Source organism: Streptococcus sp. 3109, from assembly GCF_013276905.1.
Taxonomy (GTDB): Bacteria; Bacillota; Bacilli; order Lactobacillales; family Streptococcaceae; genus Streptococcus.
Genome location: NZ_VMLY01000007.1, coordinates 1 through 26,020, shown reverse-complemented (window position 1 = coordinate 26,020; position 26,020 = coordinate 1). Strand labels below are relative to the sequence as shown.

The 26,020-nt window shown below is 41.0% G+C and carries 23 protein-coding genes; 22 read left to right on the top strand and 1 reads right to left on the bottom strand.

The genetic code is table 11. The features are described 5' to 3' along the window. Window positions 1-193 precede the first annotated feature (193 nt). The 9 genes from HT698_RS04425 (at window position 194) to HT698_RS04385 (ending at window position 9,485) form a co-directional block, all read left to right on the top strand. The gene (locus HT698_RS04425; protein WP_050261684.1) at window positions 194-1,297 is read left to right on the top strand and encodes a Gfo/Idh/MocA family oxidoreductase; all 1,104 of its coding nucleotides are present in this window, start codon (window positions 194-196) and stop codon (window positions 1,295-1,297) included. Window positions 1,298-1,468: 171 nt separating this feature from the next. Continuing rightward, entirely contained in the window at window positions 1,469-2,167 is a 699-nt protein-coding gene (locus HT698_RS04420; protein ID WP_173218881.1) for an N-acetylmannosamine-6-phosphate 2-epimerase, read from the top strand. Between the two features lie 114 nt (window positions 2,168-2,281). Beyond that, window positions 2,282-3,610, top strand: coding sequence for an ABC transporter substrate-binding protein (locus HT698_RS04415; RefSeq protein ID WP_033584399.1), 1,329 nt, complete (start codon window positions 2,282-2,284; stop codon window positions 3,608-3,610). Between the two features lie 219 nt (window positions 3,611-3,829). Continuing rightward, a complete protein-coding gene (locus HT698_RS04410) occupies window positions 3,830-4,696 on the top strand; it encodes a sugar ABC transporter permease (protein WP_173218897.1) in 867 nt (288 codons plus the stop codon). Window positions 4,697-4,711: 15 nt separating this feature from the next. After that, window positions 4,712-5,551: a carbohydrate ABC transporter permease gene (locus HT698_RS04405; RefSeq protein ID WP_084933135.1), complete on the top strand. Its 840-nt coding sequence runs from the start codon at window positions 4,712-4,714 to the stop codon at window positions 5,549-5,551. A 272-nt stretch (window positions 5,552-5,823) separates the two neighbouring features. Then, complete coding sequence (locus HT698_RS04400; protein WP_000575448.1) at window positions 5,824-6,276, top strand: YhcH/YjgK/YiaL family protein; 453 nt, start codon at window positions 5,824-5,826, stop codon at window positions 6,274-6,276. A gap of 559 nt (window positions 6,277-6,835) precedes the next feature. Continuing rightward, window positions 6,836-7,480, top strand: a complete 645-nt coding sequence (locus HT698_RS04395; RefSeq protein WP_173218880.1) for a YesL family protein — start codon at window positions 6,836-6,838, stop codon at window positions 7,478-7,480. A gap of 173 nt (window positions 7,481-7,653) precedes the next feature. Beyond that, the gene (locus HT698_RS04390) at window positions 7,654-8,571 is read left to right on the top strand and encodes a dihydrodipicolinate synthase family protein (protein WP_001281493.1); all 918 of its coding nucleotides are present in this window, start codon (window positions 7,654-7,656) and stop codon (window positions 8,569-8,571) included. A 17-nt stretch (window positions 8,572-8,588) separates the two neighbouring features. Beyond that, a complete protein-coding gene (locus tag HT698_RS04385; protein WP_173249589.1) occupies window positions 8,589-9,485 on the top strand; it encodes an ROK family protein in 897 nt (298 codons plus the stop codon). 95 nt (window positions 9,486-9,580) lie between these two features. On the opposite strand, the gene HT698_RS04380 is transcribed toward HT698_RS04385, so the two are convergent. Further along, complete coding sequence (locus tag HT698_RS04380; protein WP_173220099.1) at window positions 9,581-10,432, bottom strand: MurR/RpiR family transcriptional regulator; 852 nt, start codon at window positions 10,430-10,432, stop codon at window positions 9,581-9,583. Window positions 10,433-10,625: 193 nt separating this feature from the next. On the opposite strand from HT698_RS04380, the gene pbp2b reads away from it, so the two are divergent. The 13 genes from pbp2b to ileS all read left to right on the top strand — a co-directional run bounded on the left by pbp2b (window position 10,626) and on the right by ileS (window position 25,838). Continuing rightward, window positions 10,626-12,683 carry a penicillin-binding protein 2B gene (gene pbp2b / locus HT698_RS04375; RefSeq protein ID WP_173220103.1) on the top strand — a complete coding sequence of 686 codons (2,058 nt, stop codon included), beginning with the start codon at window positions 10,626-10,628 and terminating at the stop codon, window positions 12,681-12,683. Between the two features lie 10 nt (window positions 12,684-12,693). Then, window positions 12,694-13,290, top strand: a complete 597-nt coding sequence (gene recR / locus HT698_RS04370; protein ID WP_000966762.1) for a recombination mediator RecR — start codon at window positions 12,694-12,696, stop codon at window positions 13,288-13,290. 175 nt (window positions 13,291-13,465) lie between these two features. Beyond that, complete coding sequence (locus HT698_RS04365; protein WP_173220106.1) at window positions 13,466-14,509, top strand: D-alanine--D-alanine ligase; 1,044 nt, start codon at window positions 13,466-13,468, stop codon at window positions 14,507-14,509. Between the two features lie 83 nt (window positions 14,510-14,592). Beyond that, complete coding sequence (gene murF, locus HT698_RS04360; protein ID WP_173220109.1) at window positions 14,593-15,966, top strand: UDP-N-acetylmuramoyl-tripeptide--D-alanyl-D-alanine ligase; 1,374 nt, start codon at window positions 14,593-14,595, stop codon at window positions 15,964-15,966. Window positions 15,967-16,060: 94 nt separating this feature from the next. Next, entirely contained in the window at window positions 16,061-16,765 is a 705-nt protein-coding gene (locus HT698_RS04355; protein ID WP_173220112.1) for a TIGR02206 family membrane protein, read from the top strand. Between the two features lie 218 nt (window positions 16,766-16,983). Beyond that, window positions 16,984-18,357, top strand: coding sequence for a cell division protein FtsA (gene ftsA, locus HT698_RS04350; protein ID WP_000090392.1), 1,374 nt, complete (start codon window positions 16,984-16,986; stop codon window positions 18,355-18,357). A 16-nt stretch (window positions 18,358-18,373) separates the two neighbouring features. After that, the gene (gene ftsZ, locus HT698_RS04345; RefSeq protein WP_000144272.1) at window positions 18,374-19,633 is read left to right on the top strand and encodes a cell division protein FtsZ; all 1,260 of its coding nucleotides are present in this window, start codon (window positions 18,374-18,376) and stop codon (window positions 19,631-19,633) included. A 4-nt stretch (window positions 19,634-19,637) separates the two neighbouring features. Beyond that, the gene (locus HT698_RS04340; protein WP_173220115.1) at window positions 19,638-20,309 is read left to right on the top strand and encodes a YggS family pyridoxal phosphate-dependent enzyme; all 672 of its coding nucleotides are present in this window, start codon (window positions 19,638-19,640) and stop codon (window positions 20,307-20,309) included. A 9-nt stretch (window positions 20,310-20,318) separates the two neighbouring features. Next, a complete protein-coding gene (locus HT698_RS04335) occupies window positions 20,319-20,858 on the top strand; it encodes a cell division protein SepF (RefSeq protein WP_172931413.1) in 540 nt (179 codons plus the stop codon). After that, on the top strand, window positions 20,858-21,121 hold the full coding sequence (locus HT698_RS04330; RefSeq protein WP_000576512.1) for a YggT family protein: 264 nt from the start codon (window positions 20,858-20,860) through the stop codon (window positions 21,119-21,121). Before HT698_RS04335 ends, HT698_RS04330 begins: the two co-directional genes overlap by 1 nt. Further along, the gene (locus HT698_RS04325; protein WP_173220118.1) at window positions 21,118-21,903 is read left to right on the top strand and encodes an RNA-binding protein; all 786 of its coding nucleotides are present in this window, start codon (window positions 21,118-21,120) and stop codon (window positions 21,901-21,903) included. Before HT698_RS04330 ends, HT698_RS04325 begins: the two co-directional genes overlap by 4 nt. An 8-nt stretch (window positions 21,904-21,911) precedes the next feature. Continuing rightward, window positions 21,912-22,793 (top strand): DivIVA domain-containing protein, encoded by an 882-nt coding sequence (locus HT698_RS04320; protein ID WP_345789464.1) that lies wholly within the window; start codon window positions 21,912-21,914, stop codon window positions 22,791-22,793. Window positions 22,794-23,045: 252 nt separating this feature from the next. Next, on the top strand, window positions 23,046-25,838 hold the full coding sequence (gene ileS, locus HT698_RS04315) for an isoleucine--tRNA ligase (protein WP_173220121.1): 2,793 nt from the start codon (window positions 23,046-23,048) through the stop codon (window positions 25,836-25,838). The last annotated feature ends 182 nt before the right edge of the window (window positions 25,839-26,020 follow it).

Sequence of the window (26,020 nt, the reverse complement as noted above, 5' to 3'; positions counted from 1 at the left end):
GCTTTGAGGTTGCAAATAAAACTGACGAAGTCAGCTCAGAACACGTTTTTGAGGTTGTAGATGAAGCTGATGAAGTCAGCTCAAAACATGTTTTTGAGGCTGTAGATGAAGCGACGTTGACTCGGTTTGAAGAGATTTTTGAAGAGTATAAGTTAAAATTAGAAAGTTTATTCAATAATAAAGGAGAAAAAACATGGTTAAATACGGTGTTGTTGGAACAGGGTATTTTGGAGCTGAGTTGGCTCGCTATATGCAAAAGAATGATGGAGCAGAGATTACTCTTCTCTATGATCCAGATAATGCAGAGGCAGTTGCAGAAGAATTGGGAGCAAAAGTAGCAAGCTCCCTAGATGAGTTGGTTTCTAGCGATGAAGTAGATTGTGTTATCGTCGCAACTCCAAATAATCTTCATAAGGAACCGGTTATTAAGGCTGCACAACATGGTAAAAATGTTTTCTGTGAAAAACCAATTGCGCTTTCTTATCAAGATTGCCGCGAGATGGTAGATGCATGCAAAGAAAACAATGTAACCTTTATGGCAGGACATATTATGAACTTCTTTAATGGTGTCCATCATGCAAAAGAACTCATTAATCAAGGAGTCATCGGAGACGTTCTATATTGTCACACAGCTCGTAATGGTTGGGAAGAACAACAACCGTCAGTATCATGGAAAAAAATTCGTGAAAAATCAGGTGGTCACTTGTATCACCACATCCATGAGTTGGATTGTGTTCAATTCCTTATGGGTGGCATGCCTGAAACTGTAACCATGACAGGTGGAAATGTGGCCCATGAAGGTGAACATTTCGGTGATGAAGATGATATGATTTTTGTCAATATGGAATTTTCTAATAAGCGTTTTGCCTTGTTAGAATGGGGTTCAGCTTATCGTTGGGGTGAACATTATGTCCTAATCCAAGGAACCAAAGGTGCTATCCGCTTAGACTTATTCAACTGTAAAGGAACTCTTAAGCTAGATGGGCAAGAAAGCTATTTCTTGATTCATGAATCACAAGAAGAAGATGATGATCGTACTCGTATCTATCATAGTACAGAGATGGATGGAGCAATTGCTTATGGTAAACCAGGTAAACGTACTCCATTATGGCTATCATCTGTCATTGATAAAGAAATGCGCTATCTGCATGAGATTATGCAAGGAGCTCCAGTATCAGAAGAATTTGCAAAACTATTGACAGGTGAAGCTGCCCTAGAAGCAATTGCTACTGCAGATGCTTGTACCCAGTCTATGTTTGAAGATCGCAAAGTAAAATTGTCAGAAATTGTAAACTAAATTTTGGTATTCTCCTATTATAGGTCGACTTGCTCCTCTGAAAGTACTTTTAGAGGAGCTGTTTGACTTGGCTAGTTTTTGAAACTGAAATCTATTCTACTACAAGCTATTGAAAGCGCTTAACAAATAATATATAATAAGCCCATAAGAACAAGAAAGGGAGGAAAGAGGATGCCACAGATCAGCAAAGAAGCCTTGATTGAACAAATCAAAGATGGAATCATTGTCTCTTGCCAGGCACTTCCTCACGAACCGCTTTATACAGAAGCGGGAGGAGTCATTCCCTTGCTAGTCAAAGCGGCTGAGCAAGGTGGAGCAGTCGGTATCCGAGCAAACAGTGTTCGCGATATCAAGGAGATCAAGGAGGTTACGAAACTCCCGATTATCGGGATTATCAAACGTGACTATCCGCCACAGGAGCCTTTCATTACAGCTACGATGAGAGAAGTGGATGAACTGGCTGAACTAGATATTGAGGTCATTGCTCTGGATTGTACCAAGCGTGAACGCTACGATGGCTTGGAAATTCAAGAGTTCATTCGTCAGGTTAAGGAGAAATATCCTAACCAGCTCTTGATGGCTGATACAAGTACTTTCGAAGAAGGACTAGCAGCAGTAGAAGCAGGAATTGACTTTGTCGGAACAACCTTGTCAGGATACACATCCTACAGTCCAAAAGTGGACGGTCCAGATTTTGAACTCATCAAAAAACTCTGCGATGCTGGTGTAGATGTCATTGCAGAAGGGAAAATTCATACACCAGAACAAGCTAAGCAAATCCTTGAATATGGAGTGCGAGGTATCGTTGTTGGTGGAGCGATTACTAGACCAAAAGAGATTACGGAACGCTTTGTTGCCGGTCTTAAATAACACAATCTCAAAACAGAGGAGAGTGGTCGATGCGTCGGATAAAATGAAAACGTATACAAATAGAAGCTTGCTCATTATCCAATATGGATACGCTTATCAATTAGGAGAATACAAATGAAATTTAGAAAACTAGCTTGTACAGTACTTGCGGGTGCTGCGATTCTTGGCCTTGCTGCTTGTGGTAACTCTGGTGGAAGTAAAGATGCTGGAAATTCTGGTAGCGATAGCGGAAAAACAGAAATCACTTGGTGGGCATTCCCAGTCTTCACACAAGAAAAAACTGGTGACGGTGTTGGAACTTATGAAAAATCAATCATCGAAGCTTTTGAAAAAGCAAATCCAGATGTAAAAGTGAAATTGGAAACCATCGACTTCAAGTCAGGTCCTGAAAAGATCACAACAGCCATCGAAGCAGGGACAGCGCCAGACGTACTCTTTGACGCACCAGGGCGTATCATCCAATACGGTAAAAATGGTAAATTGGCTGAGTTGAACGACCTCTTCACAGACGAATTCATCAAAGATGTCAACAACGAAAACATCGTACAAGCAAGTAAGGCTGGAGACAAAGCTTACATGTATCCAATCAGTTCAGCTCCATTCTACATGGCTATGAACAAGAAAATGTTGGAAGATGCTGGAGTTGCAAACCTTGTAAAAGAAGGTTGGACAACTGATGACTTTGAAAAAGTTTTGAAAGCGCTTAAAGATAAAGGATATACACCAGGTTCATTGTTCAGTTCTGGTCAAGGGGGAGACCAAGGAACACGTGCCTTCATCGCAAACCTTTATGGCGGTTCTGTAACAGACAAAGACGTAACCAAATATACAACAGACGATCCTAAATTCGTCAAAGGTCTTGAAAAAGCGGCTAGCTGGATTAAAGACGGTTTGTTGAACAACGGTTCACAATTTGACGGTGGAGCAGATATCCAAAACTTTGCCAACGGTCAAACTTCATACACAATCCTTTGGGCACCAGCTCAAAACGGTATCCAAGCGAAGCTCTTGGAAGCAAGTAAGGTAGACGTGGTAGAAGTACCATTCCCATCAGACTCTGGTAAACCATCTCTTGAATACCTTGTAAACGGATTTGCAGTATTTAACAACAAAGACGATAAGAAAATCGCAGCTGCTAAGAAATTCGTTCAATTCATCGCAGATGACAAAGAATGGGGTCCTAAAGACGTAGTTCGTACAGGTGCCTTCCCAGTTCGTACATCATTTGGCAAACTTTATGATGACAAACGTATGGAAACAATCAGTAGCTGGACTAAATACTACTCACCATACTACAACACAATCGATGGATTTGCTGAAATGAGAACACTTTGGTTCCCAATGTTGCAATCTGTATCAAATGGTGACGAAAAACCAGCGGATGCTTTGAAAGCCTTCACTGAAAAAGCTAACGAAACCATCAAAAAAGCTACAAAACAATAAGCACTAAGTCAGATTGATTCCCCCCTTTTCCCTGTGCACTATGGTGTAAGAAAAGGGGGACTTTTGTTTGAAATGGTAGGAACTGTCACGAAATTAAAATGAAGTTCTTACATAAGCGAATCTTAAAAAATTTCATTTTGGTTTTAAAACAGTTCAAGAAAATCAAAAACTATTCTATTTGAAAGAGAGGTGCCGACTGTGAAAGTCAATAAAATTCGTATGCGGGAAACAGTGATTTCCTACGCTTTCCTAGCACCAGTGTTATTCTTCTTTGTCATCTTTGTCTTGGCTCCTATGATTATGGGATTCATTACAAGTTTCTTTAACTACTCCATGACTAAATTTGAGTTTGTGGGCTTGGACAACTACATTCGCATGTTTAAAGACCCTGTCTTTGTGAAGTCTTTGATCAATACCGTTATCCTGGTTATTGGATCTGTTCCGATTGTGGTTCTCTTCTCTCTCTTTGTAGCATCTCAAACCTATCATCAAAATGCCATTGCCCGTTCTTTTTATCGTTTCGTCTTCTTCCTTCCTGTAGTTACAGGTAGTGTTGCCGTAACGGTTGTATGGAAATGGATCTATGATCCACTATCAGGGATTTTAAACTTTGTCCTTAAGTCAAGCCACATCATCAGCCAAAACATTTCTTGGCTGGGTGACAAAAACTGGGCTTTGCTAGCGATTATGATTATCCTTTTGACAACATCTGTTGGTCAACCGATTATCCTTTATATCGCTGCTATGGGGAATATTGATAACTCACTTGTTGAAGCAGCGCGTGTTGACGGTGCGACTGAATTTCAAGTCTTCTGGAAGATCAAATGGCCTAGCCTTCTTCCAACAACTCTTTATATCGCAATCATCACGACCATCAACTCCTTCCAAGTTTTCGCCTTGATTCAATTGTTGACATCTGGTGGGCCAAACTACTCTACAAGTACCTTGATGTACTACCTGTACGAAAAAGCCTTCCAATTGACAGAATACGGTTATGCTAACACCATCGGTGTCTTCTTGGCAGTCATGATTGCGATCGTAAGCTTTGTTCAATTTAAGGCGCTCGGAAACGACGTAGAATACTAAAGAAAGGAGACAGTTATGCAACCTACACAAAAGAAACCTTTAACAGCTTTCACTGTTATTTCAACGATTATCTTGCTCTTGTTGACCGTACTGTTCATCTTTCCATTCTACTGGATCTTGACAGGGGCCTTCAAATCACAGCCTGATACCATTATGATTCCGCCACAGTGGTTCCCTAAAATGCCAACCATGGAGAACTTCCAACAACTCATGGTGCAAAACCCTGCTATGCAGTGGATGTGGAACTCTGTATTTATCTCACTGGTAACCATGTTCTTAGTCTGTGCAACCTCTTCTCTAGCAGGTTATGTATTGGCTAAAAAACGTTTCTATGGTCAACGCATCCTCTTTGCAGTCTTTATCGCTGCCATGGCTCTTCCAAAACAAGTTGTCCTTGTACCATTGGTACGTATCGTCAACTTCATGGGAATCCATGACACTCTTTGGGCAGTTATCTTGCCTTTGATTGGATGGCCATTTGGGGTCTTCCTTATGAAACAATTTAGTGAAAATATCCCTACAGAATTGCTTGAATCAGCTAAAATCGACGGTTGTGGTGAGATCCGTACTTTCTGGAGCGTAGCCTTCCCAATTGTGAAACCAGGGTTTGCAGCCCTTGCAATCTTCACCTTCATCAACACTTGGAACGACTACTTCATGCAGTTGGTAATGTTGACTTCACGTAACAATTTGACTATTTCACTTGGGGTTGCGACCATGCAGGCTGAAATGGCAACCAACTATGGTTTGATTATGGCAGGGGCTGCTCTTGCTGCTGTTCCAATCGTAACAGTCTTCCTAGTCTTCCAAAAATCCTTCACACAAGGGATTACTATGGGAGCGGTCAAAGGATAATACTCTGCGAAAATCGAATGCAAACTAGGTCAGCGTCACCTGGCCATACTTAAGTATTGCCTGCGGTTAGCATCCTAGTTTGTTCTTCAATTTTCATTGAGTACAGGAAAATCAATCTATTAAGATATAGAAGTATATTTTATAGATTTAGAGAATATAGAGGTTATAAGTGTCTACAAAATGGAGGGTATGCAGTTACTTTATGAAATTTTGTCAGACACTTATAAACTTAAGAATGCTTTTAGTTAACTATCAGAAACGAAGGAAAGAGTATGATTTTTGACGATTTGAAAAATATTACCTTTTACAAAGGGATTCATCCCAATTTAGATAAGGCTATCGACTATCTCTACCAACATCGTAAAGATTCTTTCGAGTTAGGAAAGTATGAGATTGATGGAGACAAGGTCTTTCTAGTTGTTCAGGAAAATGTCCTCAATCAAGCTGAAAATGACCAGTTTGAACATCACAAGAACTATGCAGATTTGCATTTGCTGGTAGAAGGGCATGAATATTCGAGCTACGGTTCACGTATCAAAGATGAAGCAGTAGCATTTGACGAAGCGAGTGACATTGGCTTTGTTCATTGTCATGAACACTACCCACTCTTGTTGGGTTATCACAATTTTGCGATTTTCTTCCCAGGAGAACCACATCAGCCAAATGGCTATGCAGGTATGGAAGAGAAGGTTCGCAAGTATTTGTTTAAAATTTTGATTGATTAAAAATAGGATGAATTGTCTTTTTGTAAATCTTTGACAATAATCTACCATAAAATTGCTCTTTTGAGGTAGAGAAATGAGCTCTTATTGTCAGTATCTTTATTCAGAAATACTATTGGTATGGCAGGATTGAAGTTCAGCAAAGTCTTTATGGCTGCGGGAGCAAGAGTAGGATCACTGATCAAGATTTATGGAAGGATTTTACAAATAGCTGTGAATCTAGTTGATGTATATGGTTGTATAAACTTTTAAAACGAGAGAATGAAAGCACTTTGTATTTTTTTATTAAAAGCACTTTGTATTTTTTTATTGAATATGTTAGCTTGGACAGTGCTTGCAATGATAGTCCGTGGAGGGCTAGATGGATTTAATGAGCATACTTGGAGTAGTATTTTAGTTGCTTCGCTGTCCGGGATATATATAGATTATATGTCCATAGATAAAAATAGAAAAAAGTCCAAAAGAAAAAAGAAAAAATAGCTTTGTTCATGGTAGGGACTTATGAAAGCTTTACTGATAAAAAAGAAAATAGTTTACAAAGAAAAATGATGGGGGAGCAAAGATGTCACAAAAAGGAAGAAGTCTCATCAAGGCTGCATTTGATACAGATAATTTTCTAATGCGAATTAGTGAGAAGGTTTTAGATATTGTAACAGTCAATCTTCTCTTTGTAGTAACTTGTTTGCCAATCGTAACGATTGGAGTGGCTAAAATCAGCCTCTACGAGACCATGTTCGAAGTTAAGAAGAGCAGACGTGTGCCTGTCTTTAGAATCTATTTAAGAGCTTTCAAGCAAAATCTGAAGCTCGGTCTTCAGTTAGGTCTGCTTGAGTTGGGCATTGTTTCATTAAGCCTTCTAGATCTTTATCTTTTCTGGAGTCAAACAGCTCTGCCCTTTCAATTGGTTAAAGCTATTTGTCTAGGTATTCTTATTTTCCTTACCATTGTGATGCTGGCTAGCTATCCAATCGCTGCGCGCTATGACCTATCTTGGAAAGAAATTCTCCAAAAAGGATTGATGTTGGCTAGTTTTAATGCTCCTTGGTTTATCTTGATGATTGCAATTATCTTTTTGATTTTGATGATTCTATATCTATCAGCCTTTACCCTTCTATTGGGAGGATCAGCTTTTATTCTCTTTGGTTTTGGACTTCTTGCTTTTTTACAAGTGGGAGTGATGGAAAAGCTATTTGCTAAGTATGAGTAAGGGGTGCAATTATTTCTGAAACTACTTTCAAAGGCTCCAAACGCTATTCTATAAGCGAGAAACTAAAATCTAAGTGTCTATAAGATATTGAAAGCCTTTTCGGTAAAGTGTATACTAAAGAAGTAAAGAAAGAATCTGCTTTAGCAGAAAATAAAAACAATAGGAGAAAATCTATGTCAGATTTGAAAAAATATGAAGGTGTCATTCCAGCCTTCTACGCATGTTATGATGATCAAGGAGAAGTAAGTCCAGAGCGTACACGTGCTTTGGTTCAATACTTCATTGATAAGGGAGTTCAAGGTCTCTATGTCAATGGTTCTTCTGGTGAATGTATCTACCAAAGTGTAGAAGACCGCAAGTTAATCTTGGAAGAAGTCATGGCAGTTGCTAAAGGTAAATTAACTATTATTGCCCATGTTGCTTGCAATAATACTAAAGATAGTATGGAACTAGCTCGCCACGCAGAAAGCTTGGGTGTAGATGCCATTGCAACAATTCCACCAATTTACTTCCGCTTGCCAGAATACTCAGTTGCTAAGTACTGGAACGATATCAGTTCTGCAGCTCCAAACACAGACTACGTGATTTACAACATTCCTCAATTGGCAGGGGTTGCTTTGACTCCAAGTCTTTACACAGAAATGTTGAAAAATCCACGTGTTATCGGTGTGAAGAACTCTTCTATGCCAGTTCAAGATATCCAAACCTTTGTTAGCCTTGGTGGAGAAGACCATATCGTCTTTAACGGTCCAGATGAACAGTTCCTAGGTGGCCGTCTCATGGGTGCTAAGGCTGGTATCGGTGGTACTTATGGTGCTATGCCAGAACTCTTCTTGAAACTCAATCAATTGATTGCGGATAAAGACTTGGAAACAGCGCGTGAATTACAGTATGCTATCAACGCTATCATTGGTAAATTGACTGCTGCACATGGAAATATGTACGGTGTCATCAAAGAAGTTTTGAAAATCAATGAAGGTTTGAATATTGGATCTGTTCGTTCACCTTTGACACCAGTGACTGAAGACGATCGTCCAGTTGTAGAAGCAGCTGCAGCCTTGATTCGTGAAACCAAGGAGCGCTTCCTCTAATCTCAAAGGAGGTATTTATGACATACTACGTTGCAATTGATATTGGTGGAACCAACATCAAATATGGTTTAATCGACCAAGAAGGCCAACTTGTTGAATCACATGAAATGCCAACAGAGGCGCATAAGGGTGGACCTCATATCTTACAAAAAACCAAAGATATTGTAGCTAGCTATTTAGAAAAAGGCCCAGTAGCAGGTGTTGCCATTTCTTCTGCAGGAATGGTGGATCCAGATAAGGGTGAGATTTTCTATGCTGGGCCTCAGATTCCAAATTATGCAGGAACCCAGTTCAAGAAGGAAATCGAGACTAGCTTTACTATTCCTTGTGAAATTGAGAATGATGTCAACTGTGCAGGTCTTGCTGAGGCAGTATCTGGTTCAGGCAAGGGAGCAAGTGTGACCCTTTGCTTGACCATTGGAACAGGTATCGGTGGTTGCTTGATTATGGATGGGAAAGTCTTCCATGGATTTAGCAATTCAGCCTGTGAAGTTGGGTATATGCATATGCAGGATGGAGCTTTCCAAGACTTGGCTTCTACGACAGCTTTAGTGAAATATGTAGCTGAAGCACATGGAGATCCAGTTGACCAGTGGAATGGCCGACGCATTTTCAAGGAAGCCACTGAGGGCAATAAACTCTGCATGGAAGGTATTGACCGCATGGTAGACTATCTAGGAAAAGGTCTGGCAAATATTTGCTACGTTGCCAATCCAGAAGTGGTCATTCTCGGTGGCGGCATCATGGGACAAGAGGCTATCCTCAAACCCAAGATTCGCACAGCCTTGAAAGAGGCCTTGGTACCAAGTCTAGCTGAAAAAACACGATTAGAATTTGCTCATCATCAAAATACAGCAGGTATGTTGGGCGCCTACTATCATTTTATACTCAATGAAAATCAAAGAGCAAACTAGGAAGCTAGCCGTAGGCAGTACTTGAGTACGGCAAGGCGANNATTTGATTTTCGAAGAGTATCAATACAAAACAATCCTAGTTTGGCCCAACCAAACTAGGATTTTCTGACACGTTTTTGTCTACGATAGCCGTTGAGTTTCTTATTTTCCCAGTAGCTATTAAAGATTTTTTCCTTGCTTTCGCGATTGATTTCCAAAAAGTAGGCATAAATCAAATCGATAAAGAAGAGCATAGGAAGTTGAGCGGATATTCGTTGGATATAGGAAGGCTGACTGTGGCTAGCAACGAGAACGGTCTCTGTGTAGGCCTGACTATCTTTATTGGGAACACTTGTAAAGAGTACAGTCTTTGCCCCCATCTCCTTGGCATCTAATAGACTATCTAAAATAGAAGGTGTTGTGCCAGAAAGTGAGAAACCAAGTACGAGACAATTTTCGTCCATAATGCTGGTTGTCCAGGCAAAGCCGTCTTGATCGGTCAAAGCTTCGCAGACTACACCTAGACGCATGAAGCGTAATTTCATTTCACGAGCAACAAGGCCAGAACTCCCTGTTCCGAAGAAGTAGACACGCTCAGCATCTTCGATTAATTGGGCAATTCGTTCTAGTTGGACTTCGTCAATCAAGTCCTGTGTTTGTTCCCTCATATTGCTATAGCTTCTGAGGACTCGTTTGGTCAGTGGACTGTGCTTGGAGACTTGGTTGGCTTGATTTTCTGCCTGATGTTGGTATTGGAAAATAAATTCTCGGTAGCCAGTAAAGCCACACTTTTTAGCAAAGCGGGTCAGAGCAGCCTGAGAGATATGTAATTTTTGAGTGACCTGTTGGGAGGAAAGGTCATCTTGAATGGTTTCTGCTTGTAAAAAATAGCGAGCGATTTCTTGCTCTAGGTCTGTCATTTCTTCAAAATGTGAATCAATGACAGTTGCGATATCTGGTTTGTCCATAGGGAAGGCTCCTTTAAATGAGTCGTGTTGGAAAAAGACTAGATTATTGAACTTTTACATTCATTATAACATATAATATAGGGATGGATAAATAAAAACGTATCTTACTGTAAAAACGAAAAAAAGCTTCTTTCTTTTCCATAATTTTCTGCTCAAATTGTGGTACAATTAAGAGTAAGATTTTAAGTTAGAAATGAGACTGATTTGTATGAGAAAATTTAACAGCCATTCGATTCCGATTCGGCTTAATTTATTGTTTTCAATCGTCATTTTACTCTTTATGACCATTATTGGTCGTTTGTTGTATATGCAGATTTTGAACAAGGATTTTTACGAAAAAAAGCTAGCCTCAGCTAGTCAGACCAAGGTCACAACCAGTTCTGCCCGTGGGGAAATCTATGATGCTAGTGGAAAACCTTTGGTAGAAAATACGTTAAAACAGGTTGTTTCCTTTACGCGTAGCAATAAAATGACGGCTACAGACTTAAAAGAAATAGCTAAAAAGTTACTGACTTATGTGAGCATCAGTTCGCCAAATTTGACAGAACGCCAGCTGGCTGATTACTATTTGGCTGATCCTGAAATCTATAAAAAAACAGTGGAAGCTCTCCCAAGTGAGAAACGATTGGATTCAGATGGCAATCGCCTATCCGAATCAGAACTGTATAACAATGCGGTCGATAGTGTCCAAGCGAGTCAACTAAACTATACAGAGGATGAAAAGAAAGAAATCTATCTTTTTAGTCAGTTAAATGCTGTTGGAAACTTTGCGACAGGAACCATTGCGACAGATCCTCTAAATGATTCTCAGGTGGCTGTTATTGCCTCTATTTCAAAGGAGATGCCTGGCATTAGTATTTCTACTTCTTGGGATCGAAAGATTTTGGAAACTTCCCTTTCTTCTATAGTAGGGAGTGTATCCAGTGAAAAAGCTGGTCTCCCAGCGGAAGAAGCAGAATCCTATCTTAAAAAAGGCTATTCTCTAAATGACCGTGTTGGAACCTCGTATTTGGAAAAGCAATATGAAGAGACCTTACAAGGAAAACGCTCGGTAAAAGAAATCCATCTGGATAAATATGGCAATATGGAAAGCGTGGACACAATTGAGGAAGGTAGTAAGGGAAACAATATCAAACTGACCATTGATTTGGCCTTCCAAGATAGCGTGGATGCTTTGCTGAAAAGTTATTTCAATTCCGAGCTAGGAAATGGTGGAGCCAAGTATTCTGAGGGTGTGTATGCAGTCGCCCTTAACCCCAAAACAGGTGCTGTTTTGTCTATGTCAGGACTCAAACATGACCTGAAAACGGGAGAGTTGACTCCTGATTCCTTGGGAACGGTAACCAATGTCTTTGTCCCAGGGTCAGTAGTTAAGGCCGCTACCATCAGCTCAGGTTGGGAAAATGGTGTTTTATCAGGAAACCAAACCTTAACAGATCAGCCTATTGTTTTCCAAGGTTCAGCTCCAATTTATTCTTGGTATAAATTGGCATATGGATCTTTTCCTATTACAGCTGTGGAAGCCTTGGAGTATTCATCTAATGCTTACATGGTTCAAACCGCTCTTGGAATCATGGGCCAGACCTATCAACCAAATATGTTTGTTGGAACCAGCAATTTGGAAACAGCTATGGGAAAACTTCGTGCGACCTTTGGCGAATATGGCTTGGGGGCTGCGACCGGAATTGACCTACCAGATGAATCTACTGGATTTGTTCCCAAAGAGTATAGCTTTGCTAATTACATCACCAATGCCTTTGGGCAGTTTGATAACTATACGCCCATGCAGTTGGCTCAGTATGTAGCAACTATTGCAAATGATGGTGTTCGTGTGGCTCCTCGTATTGTGGAAGGTATTTATGGAAATAATGATAAGGGAGGCCTGGGCGACTTGATTCAGCAACTGCAACCGACAGAGATGAATAAGGTCAATATATCCGACTCCGATATGAGCATCTTGCACCAAGGTTTTTATCAGGTTGCTCATGGGACTAGTGGCTTGACTACTGGCCGTGCCTTTTCAAATGGTGCCTTGGTATCTATTAGCGGAAAAACGGGTACAGCCGAAAGCTATGTGGCAGATGGTCAGCAAGCAACCAATACCAATGCGGTGGCCTATGCCCCATCTGATAATCCCCAAATCGCTGTTGCAGTGGTCTTTCCTCATAATACCAATCTAACAAATGGTGTAGGACCTTCCATTGCGCGTGATATTATCAATCTGTATCAAAAATACCATCCAATGAACTAGAAAGGAATTTATGCTTTATCCAACACCCATTGCCAAGCTGATTGACAGTTATTCTAAGTTACCAGGTATCGGGATTAAGACGGCTACGCGTCTGGCCTTTTATACGATTGGGATGTCTGATGACGATGTCAATGAATTTGCAAAAAATCTCCTTTCTGCTAAGAGAGAATTGACCTACTGTTCCGTTTGTGGACGTTTGACAGACGACGATCCTTGTTCTATCTGTACCGATCCAACTCGTGACCAGACAACGATTTTGGTGCTAGAGGATAGTCGGGATGTGGCGGCCATGGAAAACATCCAAGAATACCATGGCCTCTATCATGTCCTGCATGGCCTTATTTCTCCTATGAATGGTATCAGTCCAGATGATATCAATCTCAAGAGTCTCATGACTCGTCTGATGGATAGTGAAGTTTCAGAAGTAATCGTAGCAACCAATGCCACAGCAGATGGGGAAGCAACTTCCATGTATCTTTCCCGCTTACTCAAGCCAGCTGGGATCAAGGTTACGCGCCTGGCACGAGGTCTCGCTGTGGGAGCAGATATCGAGTATGCGGACGAAGTGACCCTCTTACGAGCGATTGAAAATCGGACAGAGTTGTAAGTGTAGACAAATTTACGAACTCCATTCATTTATAAAAAATCAAGGAGGCTGAAAATCGTTCCTATCGGCCTCTTTTTGTATAGTGTGATGAGTAGTGTCAGGTTCAAGTTTTAAAAAACCAAGCAAATATGATATACTAAAGAGCGAGTATTCTAGTAGAATTAGGACAAATAATATGAAACAAACGATTATTCTTTTATATGGTGGACGGAGTGCAGAGCGTGAAGTCTCTGTCCTTTCAGCTGAGAGTGTCATGCGTGCGGTTAACTACGACCGTTTCACAGTTAAGACTTTCTTTATCAGTCAGTCAGGTGACTTTATCAAAACACAGGAATTTAGTCAGACTCCAGGTCAAGAGGACCGTCTTATGACCAATGAAACCATTGATTGGGATAAGCAAGTTGCACCAAGTGCTATCTACGAAGAAGGGGCAGTTGTCTTTCCTGTTCTTCACGGTCCGATGGGAGAAGATGGCTCTGTCCAAGGATTCTTGGAAGTTTTGAAAATGCCGTATGTCGGCTGCAATATCTTGTCATCTAGCCTTGCCATGGATAAAATCACGACCAAGCGTGTGTTGGAATCTACAGGCATTGCCCAAGTTCCTTATGTGGCTATCGTTGAAGGGGATGATGTGACTGCTAAAATCGTTGAAGTGGAAGAAAAATTGGCTTATCCAGTCTTCACAAAGCCGTCCAACATGGGTTCTAGTGTCGGTATTTCTAAGTCTGAAAATCAAGAAGAACTTCGTCAGGCTTTGGAACTTGCCTTCCGATATGACAGTCGTGTCTTGGTAGAGCAAGGAGTAAATGCCCGTGAAATTGAGGTTGGCCTCTTGGGTAACTACGATGTCAAGAGTACGCTTCCAGGAGAAGTAGTCAAGGATGTTGCCTTCTACGATTATGACGCCAAGTATATTGACAACAAGATTACCATGGATATTCCGGCTAAAATCAGTGATGATGTGGTAGCTGTCATGCGTCAAAATGCAGAAACGGCCTTTCGTGCGATTGGTGGTCTCGGTCTCTCTCGTTGCGATTTCTTCTATACAGACAAGGGAGAGATCTTCCTAAATGAGCTCAATACTATGCCAGGTTTTACCCAGTGGTCTATGTATCCACTTCTTTGGGACAATATGGGAATCAGCTACCCAGACCTAATTGAGCGATTGGTTGACCTTGCCAAGGAAAGTTTTGACAAGCGCGAAGCGCATTTGCTATAAAATGAAAGAGAGGGTAGAAGCCAGAACCATCCCTGCAAGGTGATCAGAGTTCTCGGACTTCGACCCTTTTTAAAGGAGTAGAAATGAAATTAACAATCCATGAAGTGGCTCAAGTTGTCGGAGCCAAAAATGATGTCAGCATTTTTGAGGATACCCAGTTAGAAAAAGCTGAGTTTGACAGTCGCTTAATCGCGACGGGGGACTTGTTTGTGCCCCTCAAAGGTGCGCGTGACGGTCATGACTTTATCGAAACAGCTTTTGACAATGGCGCTGCTGTAACCCTGTCTGAGAAAGAGCTTGCAAATCATCCTTACATTTTAGTAGACGATGTGTTGACTGCCTTTCAACAACTAGCTGCCTACTATCTTGAGAAAATGGCTGTTGATGTCTTTGCAGTTACAGGTTCAAATGGCAAGACAACGACCAAGGATATGTTGGCGCACTTGCTATCAACAACCTACAAAACCTACAAAACACAAGGCAATTACAATAACGAGATCGGCCTTCCCTACACAGTTCTTCATATGCCTGAAGGAACAGAAAAGTTGGTTTTGGAGATGGGGCAGGATCACTTGGGCGATATTCATCTCTTGTCTGAGTTGGCTCATCCAAAGACAGCCATCGTGACCTTGGTTGGAGAAGCCCATTTGGCCTTTTTCAAAGACCGTTCGGAGATCGCTAAAGGGAAAATGCAAATTGCAGATGGTATGGTATCGGGTTCCTTGCTTTTGGCACCAGCTGACTCCATTGTAGAGGACTACTTGCCAACAGATAAAAAGGTAGTCCGTTTTGGGCCAGGAGCAGAGTTGGAAATTACAGACTTGATTGAGCGCAAGGACAGTCTGACCTTTAAGGCTAATTTCTTGGAACAAGCCCTCGATTTGCCAGTGACTGGTAAGTACAATGCCACCAATGCTATGATTGCGTCCTATGTTGTCCTACAAGAAGGGGTTTCAGAGGAGCAAATTCGTCAGGCCTTCCAAAATCTTGAATTGACGCGTAATCGTACCGAGTGGAAGAAAGCAGCCAATGGAGCAGATATCCTATCAGATGTGTATAATGCCAACCCAACTGCTATGAAGCTGATTTTAGAGACTTTCTCTGCCATCCCAGCCAATGAAGGTGGCAAAAAAATTGCTGTCTTGGCGGATATGAAGGAACTTGGTGACCAGTCTGTTCAACTCCATAACCAGATGATTTTGAGTCTCTCTCCAGATGTGCTTGATACCGTGATTTTCTATGGAGAAGACATTGCTGAATTAGCCAAATTGGCCAGTCAAATGTTCCCAATTGGCCACGTTTACTACTTCAAGAAAACAGAAGACCAAGACCAATTTGAAGACCTAGTCAAGCAGGTCAAGGAAAGTCTAGGAGCCCACGACCAAATCCTACTCAAAGGCTCCAATTCTATGAATCTAGCCAAATTGGTAGAAAGTTTAGAACATGAAGACAAGTGATTTTGTCAAACATTTACGTATTTCTAAATCCATTTTTCTTAAGTAGCATGGTATAATAAAATGCAGGAAAATTTTGAATCATGAGGAAGACTAAATGAATTTATGGGATATTTTTTTTACAACTCAGGCAACCGAGCCGCCCAAATTTGACCTTTTTTGGTATGTCAGTATATTTACACTCTTGGCTTTGATCTTTTATACAGCCTATCGTTATCGTGAAAAGAAGGTTTACCAACGATTTTTCCAGATTTTACAGGCCGTTCAGTTAATCCTACTTTATGGTTGGTACTGGGTCAATCATATGCCACTATCAGAAAGCTTACCCTTTTACCATTGCCGTATGGCCATGTTTGTGGTACTTTTGCTTCCTGGTCAGTCCAAATATAGGCAGTATTTTGCATTACTAGGAACATTTGGGACATTAGCAGCCTTTGTTTATCCAGTGTCAGATGCCTATCCTTTCCCCCATATCACCATTTTATCCTTTATTTTTGGGCATTTAGCACTCTTGGGGAACTCTCTGGTTTATCTCTTGAGACAGTATAATGCGCGATTGCTGGATGTGAAGGGGATTTTTCTCATGACCTTTGCATTAAATGCTTTGATTTTTATGGTCAATTTGGTAACAGGTGGAGATTACGGATTCTTGACAAAACCGCCATTGGTTGGAGATCACGGCTTAGTGGCTAATTATTTAATCGTTTCTCTGGCCCTGTCAGCAGCGATTACGTTGACAAAGAAAATTTTAGAACTATTTTTAGAACAAGAAGCAGAAAAAATGATTGCAAAGAAAGCTTAACACAGAGCTTTCTTTTTTTGTCTTAGAGAGTTTTTACAAGCAGCTTACAAAATAAGAATTTCTGAACATAGAAACTCAAAAAATGGCTGGGAAATTTAGGAAAAAAGCAAGCACGATTAAATTTTTTGTGTTATAATATTCTGTGAATAGCTATGCCTATGTTTAGCTATGGAATAATACGAAGTGCGAAACTTGGAAGATAGAGAGGATGCGATGTAATGGCTAGAGAAGGCTTTTTTACAGGTCTAGATATTGGAACAAGCTCTGTCAAGGTGCTTGTGGCCGAGCAGAGAAATGGTGAATTAAATGTAATTGGCGTGAGTAATGCCAAAAGTAAAGGTGTAAAGGATGGAATTATTGTTGATATTGATGCAGCAGCAACTGCTATCAAGTCAGCCATTTCCCAAGCAGAAGAAAAGGCAGGTATTTCGATTAAATCAGTGAATGTCGGCTTGCCTGGTAATCTTTTGCAGGTCGAACCAACTCAAGGGATGATTCCAGTAACATCTGATACCAAGGAAATTACGGATCAAGATGTTGAAAATGTTGTCAAATCAGCTTTGACAAAGAGTATGACACCTGACCGTGAAGTCATTACCTTTATTCCTGAAGAATTTATTGTGGATGGTTTCCAAGGGATTCGTGACCCACGTGGCATGATGGGGGTTCGCCTTGAAATGCGTGGCTTGCTTTATACAGGCCCTCGTACTATCTTGCACAATTTGCGTAAGACGGTTGAGCGTGCAGGTGTTCAGGTTGAAAATATTATCATTTCGCCACTAGCAATGGTTCAATCAGTTTTGAACGAAGGTGAACGTGAATTTGGTGCTACAGTGATTGATATGGGGGCAGGTCAAACGACTGTCGCTACAATCCGCAACCAAGAACTCCAATTCACACATATTCTCCAAGAAGGTGGAGATTATGTAACTAAAGATATCTCCAAGGTTTTGAAAACCTCTCGCAAATTAGCAGAAGGCTTGAAACTGAATTACGGGGAAGCCTATCCGCCTCTTGCAAGCAAAGAAACCTTCCAAGTAGAAGTTATTGGAGAAGTAGAAGCAGTCGAAGTGACGGAAGCCTACTTGTCAGAAATTATTTCTGCACGAATCAAGCACATCCTTGAACAAATTAAGCAAGAATTAGATAGAAGACGTCTATTGGAGCTCCCTGGTGGAATTGTCTTAATCGGTGGAAATGCTATTTTACCGGGTATGGTAGAATTGGCTCAAGAAGTCTTTGGCGTTCGTGTCAAACTCTATGTTCCAAACCAAGTTGGTATCCGTAATCCAGCCTTTGCGCATGTGATTAGTTTATCAGAATTTGCTGGACAATTGACAGAAGTCAATCTTTTGGCTCAAAGAGCGGTCAAGGGTGAAGTTGCTCTGACTCATCAACCAATTAGTTTTGGGGGAATGATACAGAAAACAGCTCAGTTTGTACAATCAACGCCTGTTCAACCAGCTCCTGCTCCAGAAGTAGAGCCGGTGGCGCCTACAGAACCAATGGCGGATTTCCAACAAGCTTCACAAAATAAACCGAAATTAGCAGATCGTTTCCGTGGCTTGATCGGAAGCATGTTTGACGAATAAAGAGGAAAAATAAATTATGACATTTTCATTTGATACAGCTGCTGCTCAAGGTGCAGTGATTAAAGTAATTGGTGTCGGTGGAGGTGGTGGCAATGCCATCAACCGTATGGTCGACGAAGGTGTTACAGGCGTAGAATTTATCGCAGCAAACACAGATGTACAAGCATTGAGTAGTACAAAAGCTGAGACTGTAATTCAGTTGGGACCTAAATTGACTCGTGGTTTGGGTGCAGGAGGTCAACCTGAGGTTGGTCGTAAAGCTGCTGAAGAAAGCGAAGAAACACTGACGGAAGCTATCAGTGGTGCAGATATGGTCTTCATCACTGCTGGTATGGGAGGAGGCTCTGGAACTGGAGCTGCTCCTGTTATTGCTCGTATCGCCAAAGATTTAGGTGCTCTTACAGTTGGTGTTGTGACACGTCCTTTCGGTTTTGAAGGAAGCAAGCGTGGACAATTTGCTGTAGAAGGAATCAATCAACTTCGTGAGCATGTAGATACTCTATTGATTATTTCGAACAACAACTTACTTGAAATTGTTGATAAGAAAACACCGCTCTTGGAGGCTCTTAGCGAAGCGGATAACGTTCTTCGTCAAGGTGTTCAAGGGATTACTGATTTGATTACTAATCCAGGATTGATTAACCTTGACTTTGCCGATGTGAAAACGGTGATGGCAAACAAAGGGAATGCTCTTATGGGTATTGGTATCGGTAGTGGAGAAGAACGTGTTGTTGAAGCAGCGCGTAAGGCAATTTACTCTCCACTTCTTGAAACAACAATTGATGGAGCAGAAGATGTGATTGTCAACGTTACTGGTGGTCTTGATTTAACCTTGATTGAAGCAGAAGAGGCTTCACAAATTGTGAACCAAGCAGCAGGTCAAGGAGTGAACATCTGGCTCGGTACTTCAATTGATGAAAGTATGCGTGATGAAATTCGTGTAACAGTTGTCGCAACAGGTGTTCGTCAAGACCGCGTAGAGAAGGTTGTTGCTCCACAAGCTAGACCTACTACTAACTACCGTGAGACAGTGAAACCAGCTCATTCACATGGCTTTGATCGTCATTTTGATATGGCAGAAACAGCTGAATTGCCAAAACAAAATCCACGTCGTTTGGAACCAACTCAAGCATCTGCTTTTGGTGATTGGGATCTTCGCCGTGAATCGATTGTTCGTACAACAGATTCAGTCGTTTCTCCAGTTGAACGCTTTGAAGCCCCAACATCACAAGATGAAGATGAGTTGGATACACCTCCATTTTTCAAAAATCGTTAAGTAAATGAATGTAAAAGAAAATACAGAACTTGTTTTTCGAGAAGTCGCAGAGGCGAGTCTGAATGCTCATCGCGAGAGTGGCTCAGTCTCTGTCATTGCAGTTACCAAGTATGTAGATGTACCGACAGCGGAAGCCTTGCTTCCGCTAGGTGTTCATCATATCGGTGAAAATCGTGTCGATAAGTTTCTGGAAAAATATGAAGCTTTAAAAGATCGAGATGTGACTTGGCATTTGATTGGTACCTTGCAAAGACGTAAGGTGAAAGATGTCATTCAATACGTTGATTATTTCCATGCCTTGGATTCAGTCAAGCTAGCAGAGGAAATTCAAAAAAGAAGTGACCGAGTCATCAAGTGTTTTCTTCAAGTAAATATTTCTAAAGAAGAAAGCAAACACGGTTTTTCGAGAGAGGAACTGCTGGAAATCTTGCCAGAGTTAGCCAGACTAGATAAGATTGAATATGTTGGTTTAATGACGATGGCACCTTTTGAGGCTAGCAGTGAGCAGTTGAAAGAGATTTTCAATGCGACCCAAGATTTACAAAAAGAAATTCAAGAAAAACAAATTCCAAATATGCCTATGACCGAGTTAAGTATGGGAATGAGTCGTGATTATAAAGAAGCGATTCAATTCGGTTCCACCTTTGTTCGTATAGGTACATCATTTTTTAAGTAGGAGAGAACCATGTCTTTAAAAGATAGATTCGATAGATTTATAGATTATTTTACGGAGGATGAGGATTCAAGTCTCCCTTATGAAAAAAGAGATGAGCCTGTGTTAACTCCAGTAAATTCTTCACAGGAACCGGCTCTCCCAATGCATCAACCTTCACAGTCTGCTGGTGCAAAAGATAGCAATATCACCAGACTTCATGCAAGACAACAGGAATTGGCAAATCAGAGTCAGCGTGCAACGGATAAGGTCATTATAGATGTTCGTTATCCTAGAAAATATGAGGATGCAACAGAAATTGTTGATTTATTGGCAGGAAACGAAAGTATCTTGATTGATTTTCAATATATGACTGAAGTGCAGGCTCGTCGTTGTTTGGACTATTTGGATGGAGCTTGTCATGTTTTAGCTGGAAATTTGAAAAAGGTAGCATCTACTATGTATCTGTTAACACCAGTGAATGTTATTGTGAATGTAGAAGATATTCGTTTACCAGATGAAGAACAAAATGGTGAGTTTGGCTTTGATATGAAGCGAAATAGAGTACGATAATGATTTTTTTAATTCGTATGATTTATAATGCAGTAGATATTTACTCCCTGATTTTGGTGGCCTTTGCTGTCATGTCTTGGTTTCCAGGCGCCTACGAATCAAGTTTAGGTCGTTGGATTGTAGCGTTGGTAAAACCAGTGCTTGCTCCCTTGCAACGCCTGCCTTTACAGATAGCGGGTCTTGATTTATCTGTTTGGGTTGCGATTGTTTTGATTCGATTTTTAGGAGAAAACCTAGTCCGTTTTCTGGCGATGATAGGATGAATAAAGGGATTTACCAGCATTTCTCCATAGAAGATCGTCCATTTCTTGACAAGGGAATGGAATGGATAAAGAAGGTAGAAGATAGCTATGCTCCTTTTTTAACTCCTTTTATCAATCCTCATCAGGAGAAGCTATTAAAGATTTTGGCCAAAACTTATGGTCTTGCTTGTAGCAGTAGTGGGGAGTTCGTCTCGAGTGAGTATGTTCGAGTTTTATTATACCCAGATTATTTCCAACCAGAGTTTTCAGATTTTGAAATATCTCTCCAGGAAATAGTGTATTCCAATAAATTTGAACACTTAACGCATGCTAAGATTTTAGGGACAGTCATCAATCAATTAGGGATTGAACGGAAACTTTTTGGAGATATCCTAGTAGATGAAGAACGGGCGCAGATTATGGTCAATCAGCAATTTCTTCTTCTCTTTCAAGATGGATTAAAGAAAATTGGCCGTATACCCGTTTCGCTGGAGGACCGTCCTTTCACCGAGAAAATAGATAAGCTAGAACAGTATCGAGAGCTGGATTTATGTGTGTCTAGTTTTAGATTAGATGTTCTTTTATCAAATGTTTTGAAACTATCTAGGAATCAAGCAAACCAGTTGATTGAAAAGAAACTTGTCCAAGTAAATTATCATGTGGTAGACAAATCAGATTATATTGTTCAAGTTGGAGACTTGATTAGTGTGAGAAAATTTGGGCGCTTGAGATTGCTTCAAGATAAGGGACAAACGAAAAAAGAGAAGAAAAAAATAACCGTCCAGTTATTATTAAGTAAGTGAGGAATAGAATGCCAATTACATCATTAGAAATAAAGGACAAAACCTTTGGAACTCGATTCAGAGGTTTTGATCCAGAAGAAGTCGATGAATTTTTAGATATTGTGGTTCGTGATTACGAAGATCTTGTTCGTGCGAATCATGATAAAGATTTGCGTATTAAGAGTTTAGAAGAGCGTTTGTCTTACTTTGATGAGATGAAAGATTCATTGAGCCAGTCTGTATTGATTGCCCAAGACACAGCTGAGCGAGTGAAACAGGCGGCGCATGAACGTTCAAACAATATCATTCACCAAGCAGAGCAGGATGCGCAACGCTTGTTGGAAGAAGCTAAATATAAGGCAAATGAGATTCTTCGTCAAGCAACTGATAATGCTAAGAAAGTCGCTGTTGAAACAGAAGAATTGAAGAACAAGAGCCGTGTCTTCCACCAACGTCTTAAATCTACAATTGAGAGTCAGTTGGCTATTGTTGAATCTTCAGACTGGGAAGATATTCTTCGTCCAACAGCTACTTATCTTCAAACCAGTGATGAAGCCTTTAAAGAAGTGGTTAGTGAAGTACTTGGAGAACCGATTCCAGCTCCAATTGAGGACGAACCAATTGATATGACACGTCAGTTCTCTCAAGCAGAAATGGCAGAGTTACAAGCTCGTATTGAGGCAGCCAATAAAGAATTGGCTGAATTTGAAGCTCAAGCTAAACAGGAAGTGGAAAATCCAACTCCTGTAGTGAGTCCTCAAGTTGAAGAAGAGCCTGCTCATCCAGTTGGTCCAATGTACGACGAACCAGAAGTAGCTCCAGTGCATCCATCAGGTCCAACACCAGCTACAGAAACGTTTGATTCAGCACCAGGATTTGAAGCACCGCAAGAATCCGTTACAATTTTATAAGAAACGATGTGAGAACAATATCTTATCCTTATATTTCCAGCGAGCAGGAGATGGTGTGAGTCCTGCATTCCCTAATGATAAGATTATCCTCTCAAACAATCAAGTCTGAATGGAGTAAGATTTGACGTTCCCCACGTTACGGGATAAGAGGGAGAAAGACTAAATCTTTTTCCGAATAAAGGTGGTACCACGATTTTCGTCCTTTTTGGCAGTCGTGGTTTTTAATTTGTTATTATTTATAAAGGAGATACCATGAAACTCAAAGATACCCTTAATCTTGGGAAAACAGCTTTCCCAATGCGTGCAGGCCTTCCGACCAAAGAGCCAGTTTGGCAAAAGGAATGGGAAGATGCAAAACTTTACCAACGTCGTCAAGAATTGAACCAAGGAAAACCTCATTTCACCTTGCATGATGGCCCTCCATACGCCAACGGAAATATCCACGCTGGACACGCTATGAACAAGATTTCAAAAGATATCATTGTTCGTTCAAAATCTATGTCAGGTTTTTACGCACCATTTATCCCAGGTTGGGACACTCATGGTCTGCCAATCGAGCAAGTTTTGGCAAAACAAGGTGTCAAACGTAAAGAAATGGACTTGGTTGAGTACTTGAAACTTTGCCGTGAGTACGCTCTTTCTCAAGTAGATAAACAACGTGAAGACTTTAAACGTTTGGGTGTTTCTGGTGACTGGGAAAATCCATATGTGACTTTGACTCCTGACTATGAAGCAGCCCAGATCCGTGTATTTGGTGAGATGGCTAATAAAGGTTATATCTACCGTGGTGCCAAGCCAGTTTACTGGTCTTGGTCATCTGAGTCTGCCCTTGCTGAAGCAGAGATTGAATACCATGACTTGGTTTCAACTTCCCTTTACTATGCCAACAAGGTAAAAAATGGCAAAGGTGTTCTAGATACAGATACTTATATTGTAGTCTGGACAACAACTCCATTTACCATCACAGCTTCTCGTGGTTTGACGGTTGGTGCAGATATTGATTACGTTTTGGTTCAACCTGCTGATGAAAATCGTAAGTTTGTGGTTGCTGCAGAATTATTGACTAGCTTGTCTGAGAAATTTGATTGGGCTGATGTTCAAGTGTTGGCAACTTACCGTGGTCAAGAACTCAACCACATCGTAACAGAACACCCATGGGATACAGCTGTAGATGAGCTCGTTATCCTTGGTGACCACGTTACCACTGACTCTGGTACTGGTATTGTCCATACAGCCCCTGGTTTTGGTGAGGACGACTACAATGTCGGTATTGCTAATGGTCTTGAAGTCGCAGTGACTGTTGACGAACGTGGTATCATGATGAAGAATGCTGGTCCTGAGTTTGAAGGTCAATTCTATGAAAAGGTAGTTCCAACTGTTATCGAGAAACTTGGTAACCTCCTTCTTGCCCAAGAAGAAATCTCTCACTCCTACCCATTTGACTGGCGTACTAAGAAACCAATCATCTGGCGTGCAGTACCACAATGGTTTGCTTCCGTTTCTAAATTCCGCCAAGAAATCTTGGATGAAATTGAAAAAGTGAAATTCCACTCAGAATGGGGTAAAGTTCGTCTTTACAATATGATCCGTGACCGTGGCGACTGGGTTATCTCTCGTCAACGTGCTTGGGGTGTTCCGCTTCCTATCTTCTACGCTGAAGATGGTACAGCGATCATGACTGCTGAAACGATTGAACACGTGGCTCAACTATTTGAGGAACATGGTTCAAGCATTTGGTGGGAACGTGATGCCAAAGACCTCTTACCAGAAGGATTTACTCATCCAGGTTCACCAAATGGCGAATTCAAGAAAGAAACAGACATCATGGACGTTTGGTTTGACTCAGGTTCATCATGGAATGGAGTTGTGGTAAACCGTCCTGAGTTGACTTACCCAGTAGACCTTTACCTAGAAGGTTCTGACCAATACCGTGGTTGGTTCAACTCATCACTCATCACATCTGTTGCCAACCATGGCGTAGCACCTTACAAGCAAATCTTGTCACAAGGTTTTGCCCTTGACGGTAAAGGTGAGAAGATGTCTAAATCTCTTGGAAATACCATTGCTCCAAGTGATGTTGAAAAACAATTTGGTGCTGAAATCTTGCGTCTCTGGGTAACAAGTGTGGATTCAAGCAACGACGTGCGTATCTCTATGGATATCTTGAGCCAAGTCTCTGAAACTTACCGCAAGATCCGTAACACTCTTCGTTTCTTGATTGCCAATACATCTGACTTTAATCCAGCTCAAGATGCAGTCGCTTACGATGAACTTCGTTCAGTTGATAAGTACATGACGATTCGCTTTAACCAGCTTGTCAAGACCATTCGTGATGCTTATGCAAACTTTGAATTCTTGACAATCTATAAGGCATTGGTGAACTTTATCAACGTTGACTTGTCAGCCTTCTACCTTGATTTTGCCAAAGATGTTGTTTACATCGAAGGTGCCAAATCATTGGAACGCCGTCAAATGCAGACTGTCTTCTATGACATTCTTGTCAAAATTACCAAACTCTTGACACCAATCCTTCCTCACACTGCGGAAGAAATCTGGTCATATCTTGAGTTTGAAGCTGAAGATTTTGTTCAATTGTCAGAATTACCAGAAGCTCAAACTTTTGCTAATCAAGAGGAAATCTTGGATACATGGGCTGCCTTCATGGACTTCCGTGGACAAGCTCAAAAAGCCTTGGAAGAAGCGCGTAATGCAAAAGTTATCGGTAAATCACTTGAAGCACACTTGATAGTTTATCCAAACGAAGTTGTGAAAACTCTACTTGAAGCAGTAAACAGCAATGTGGCTCAACTCTTGATCGTGTCAGACTTGACCATCGCAGAAGGACCAGCTCCAGAAGCTGCCGTTAGCTTCGAAGATGTCGCCTTTACAGTTGAACGCGCTGCAGGTGAAGTATGTGACCGCTGCCGTCGCATCGACCCAACAACAGCAGAACGTAGCTACCACGCAGTTATCTGTGATCACTGTGCAAGCATCGTAGAAGAAAACTTTGCGGACGCAGTCTCAGAAGGATTTGAAGAGAAGTAAGGTTGAAAAGTCTCTATGCGTCTAGTATATAAAAATCAGTTATTCCAAGTTTATAATCTCTCTTGTGAGATGCTAAAGTTTAATGAGAATTGGTTTTGCTAATACTAGGAGAAAGTAAGTATGCTAAAATCGCAAGATTGTTTTTCTTGCGATTTCTTAAACTAGTGAGGAAAAATAAACAT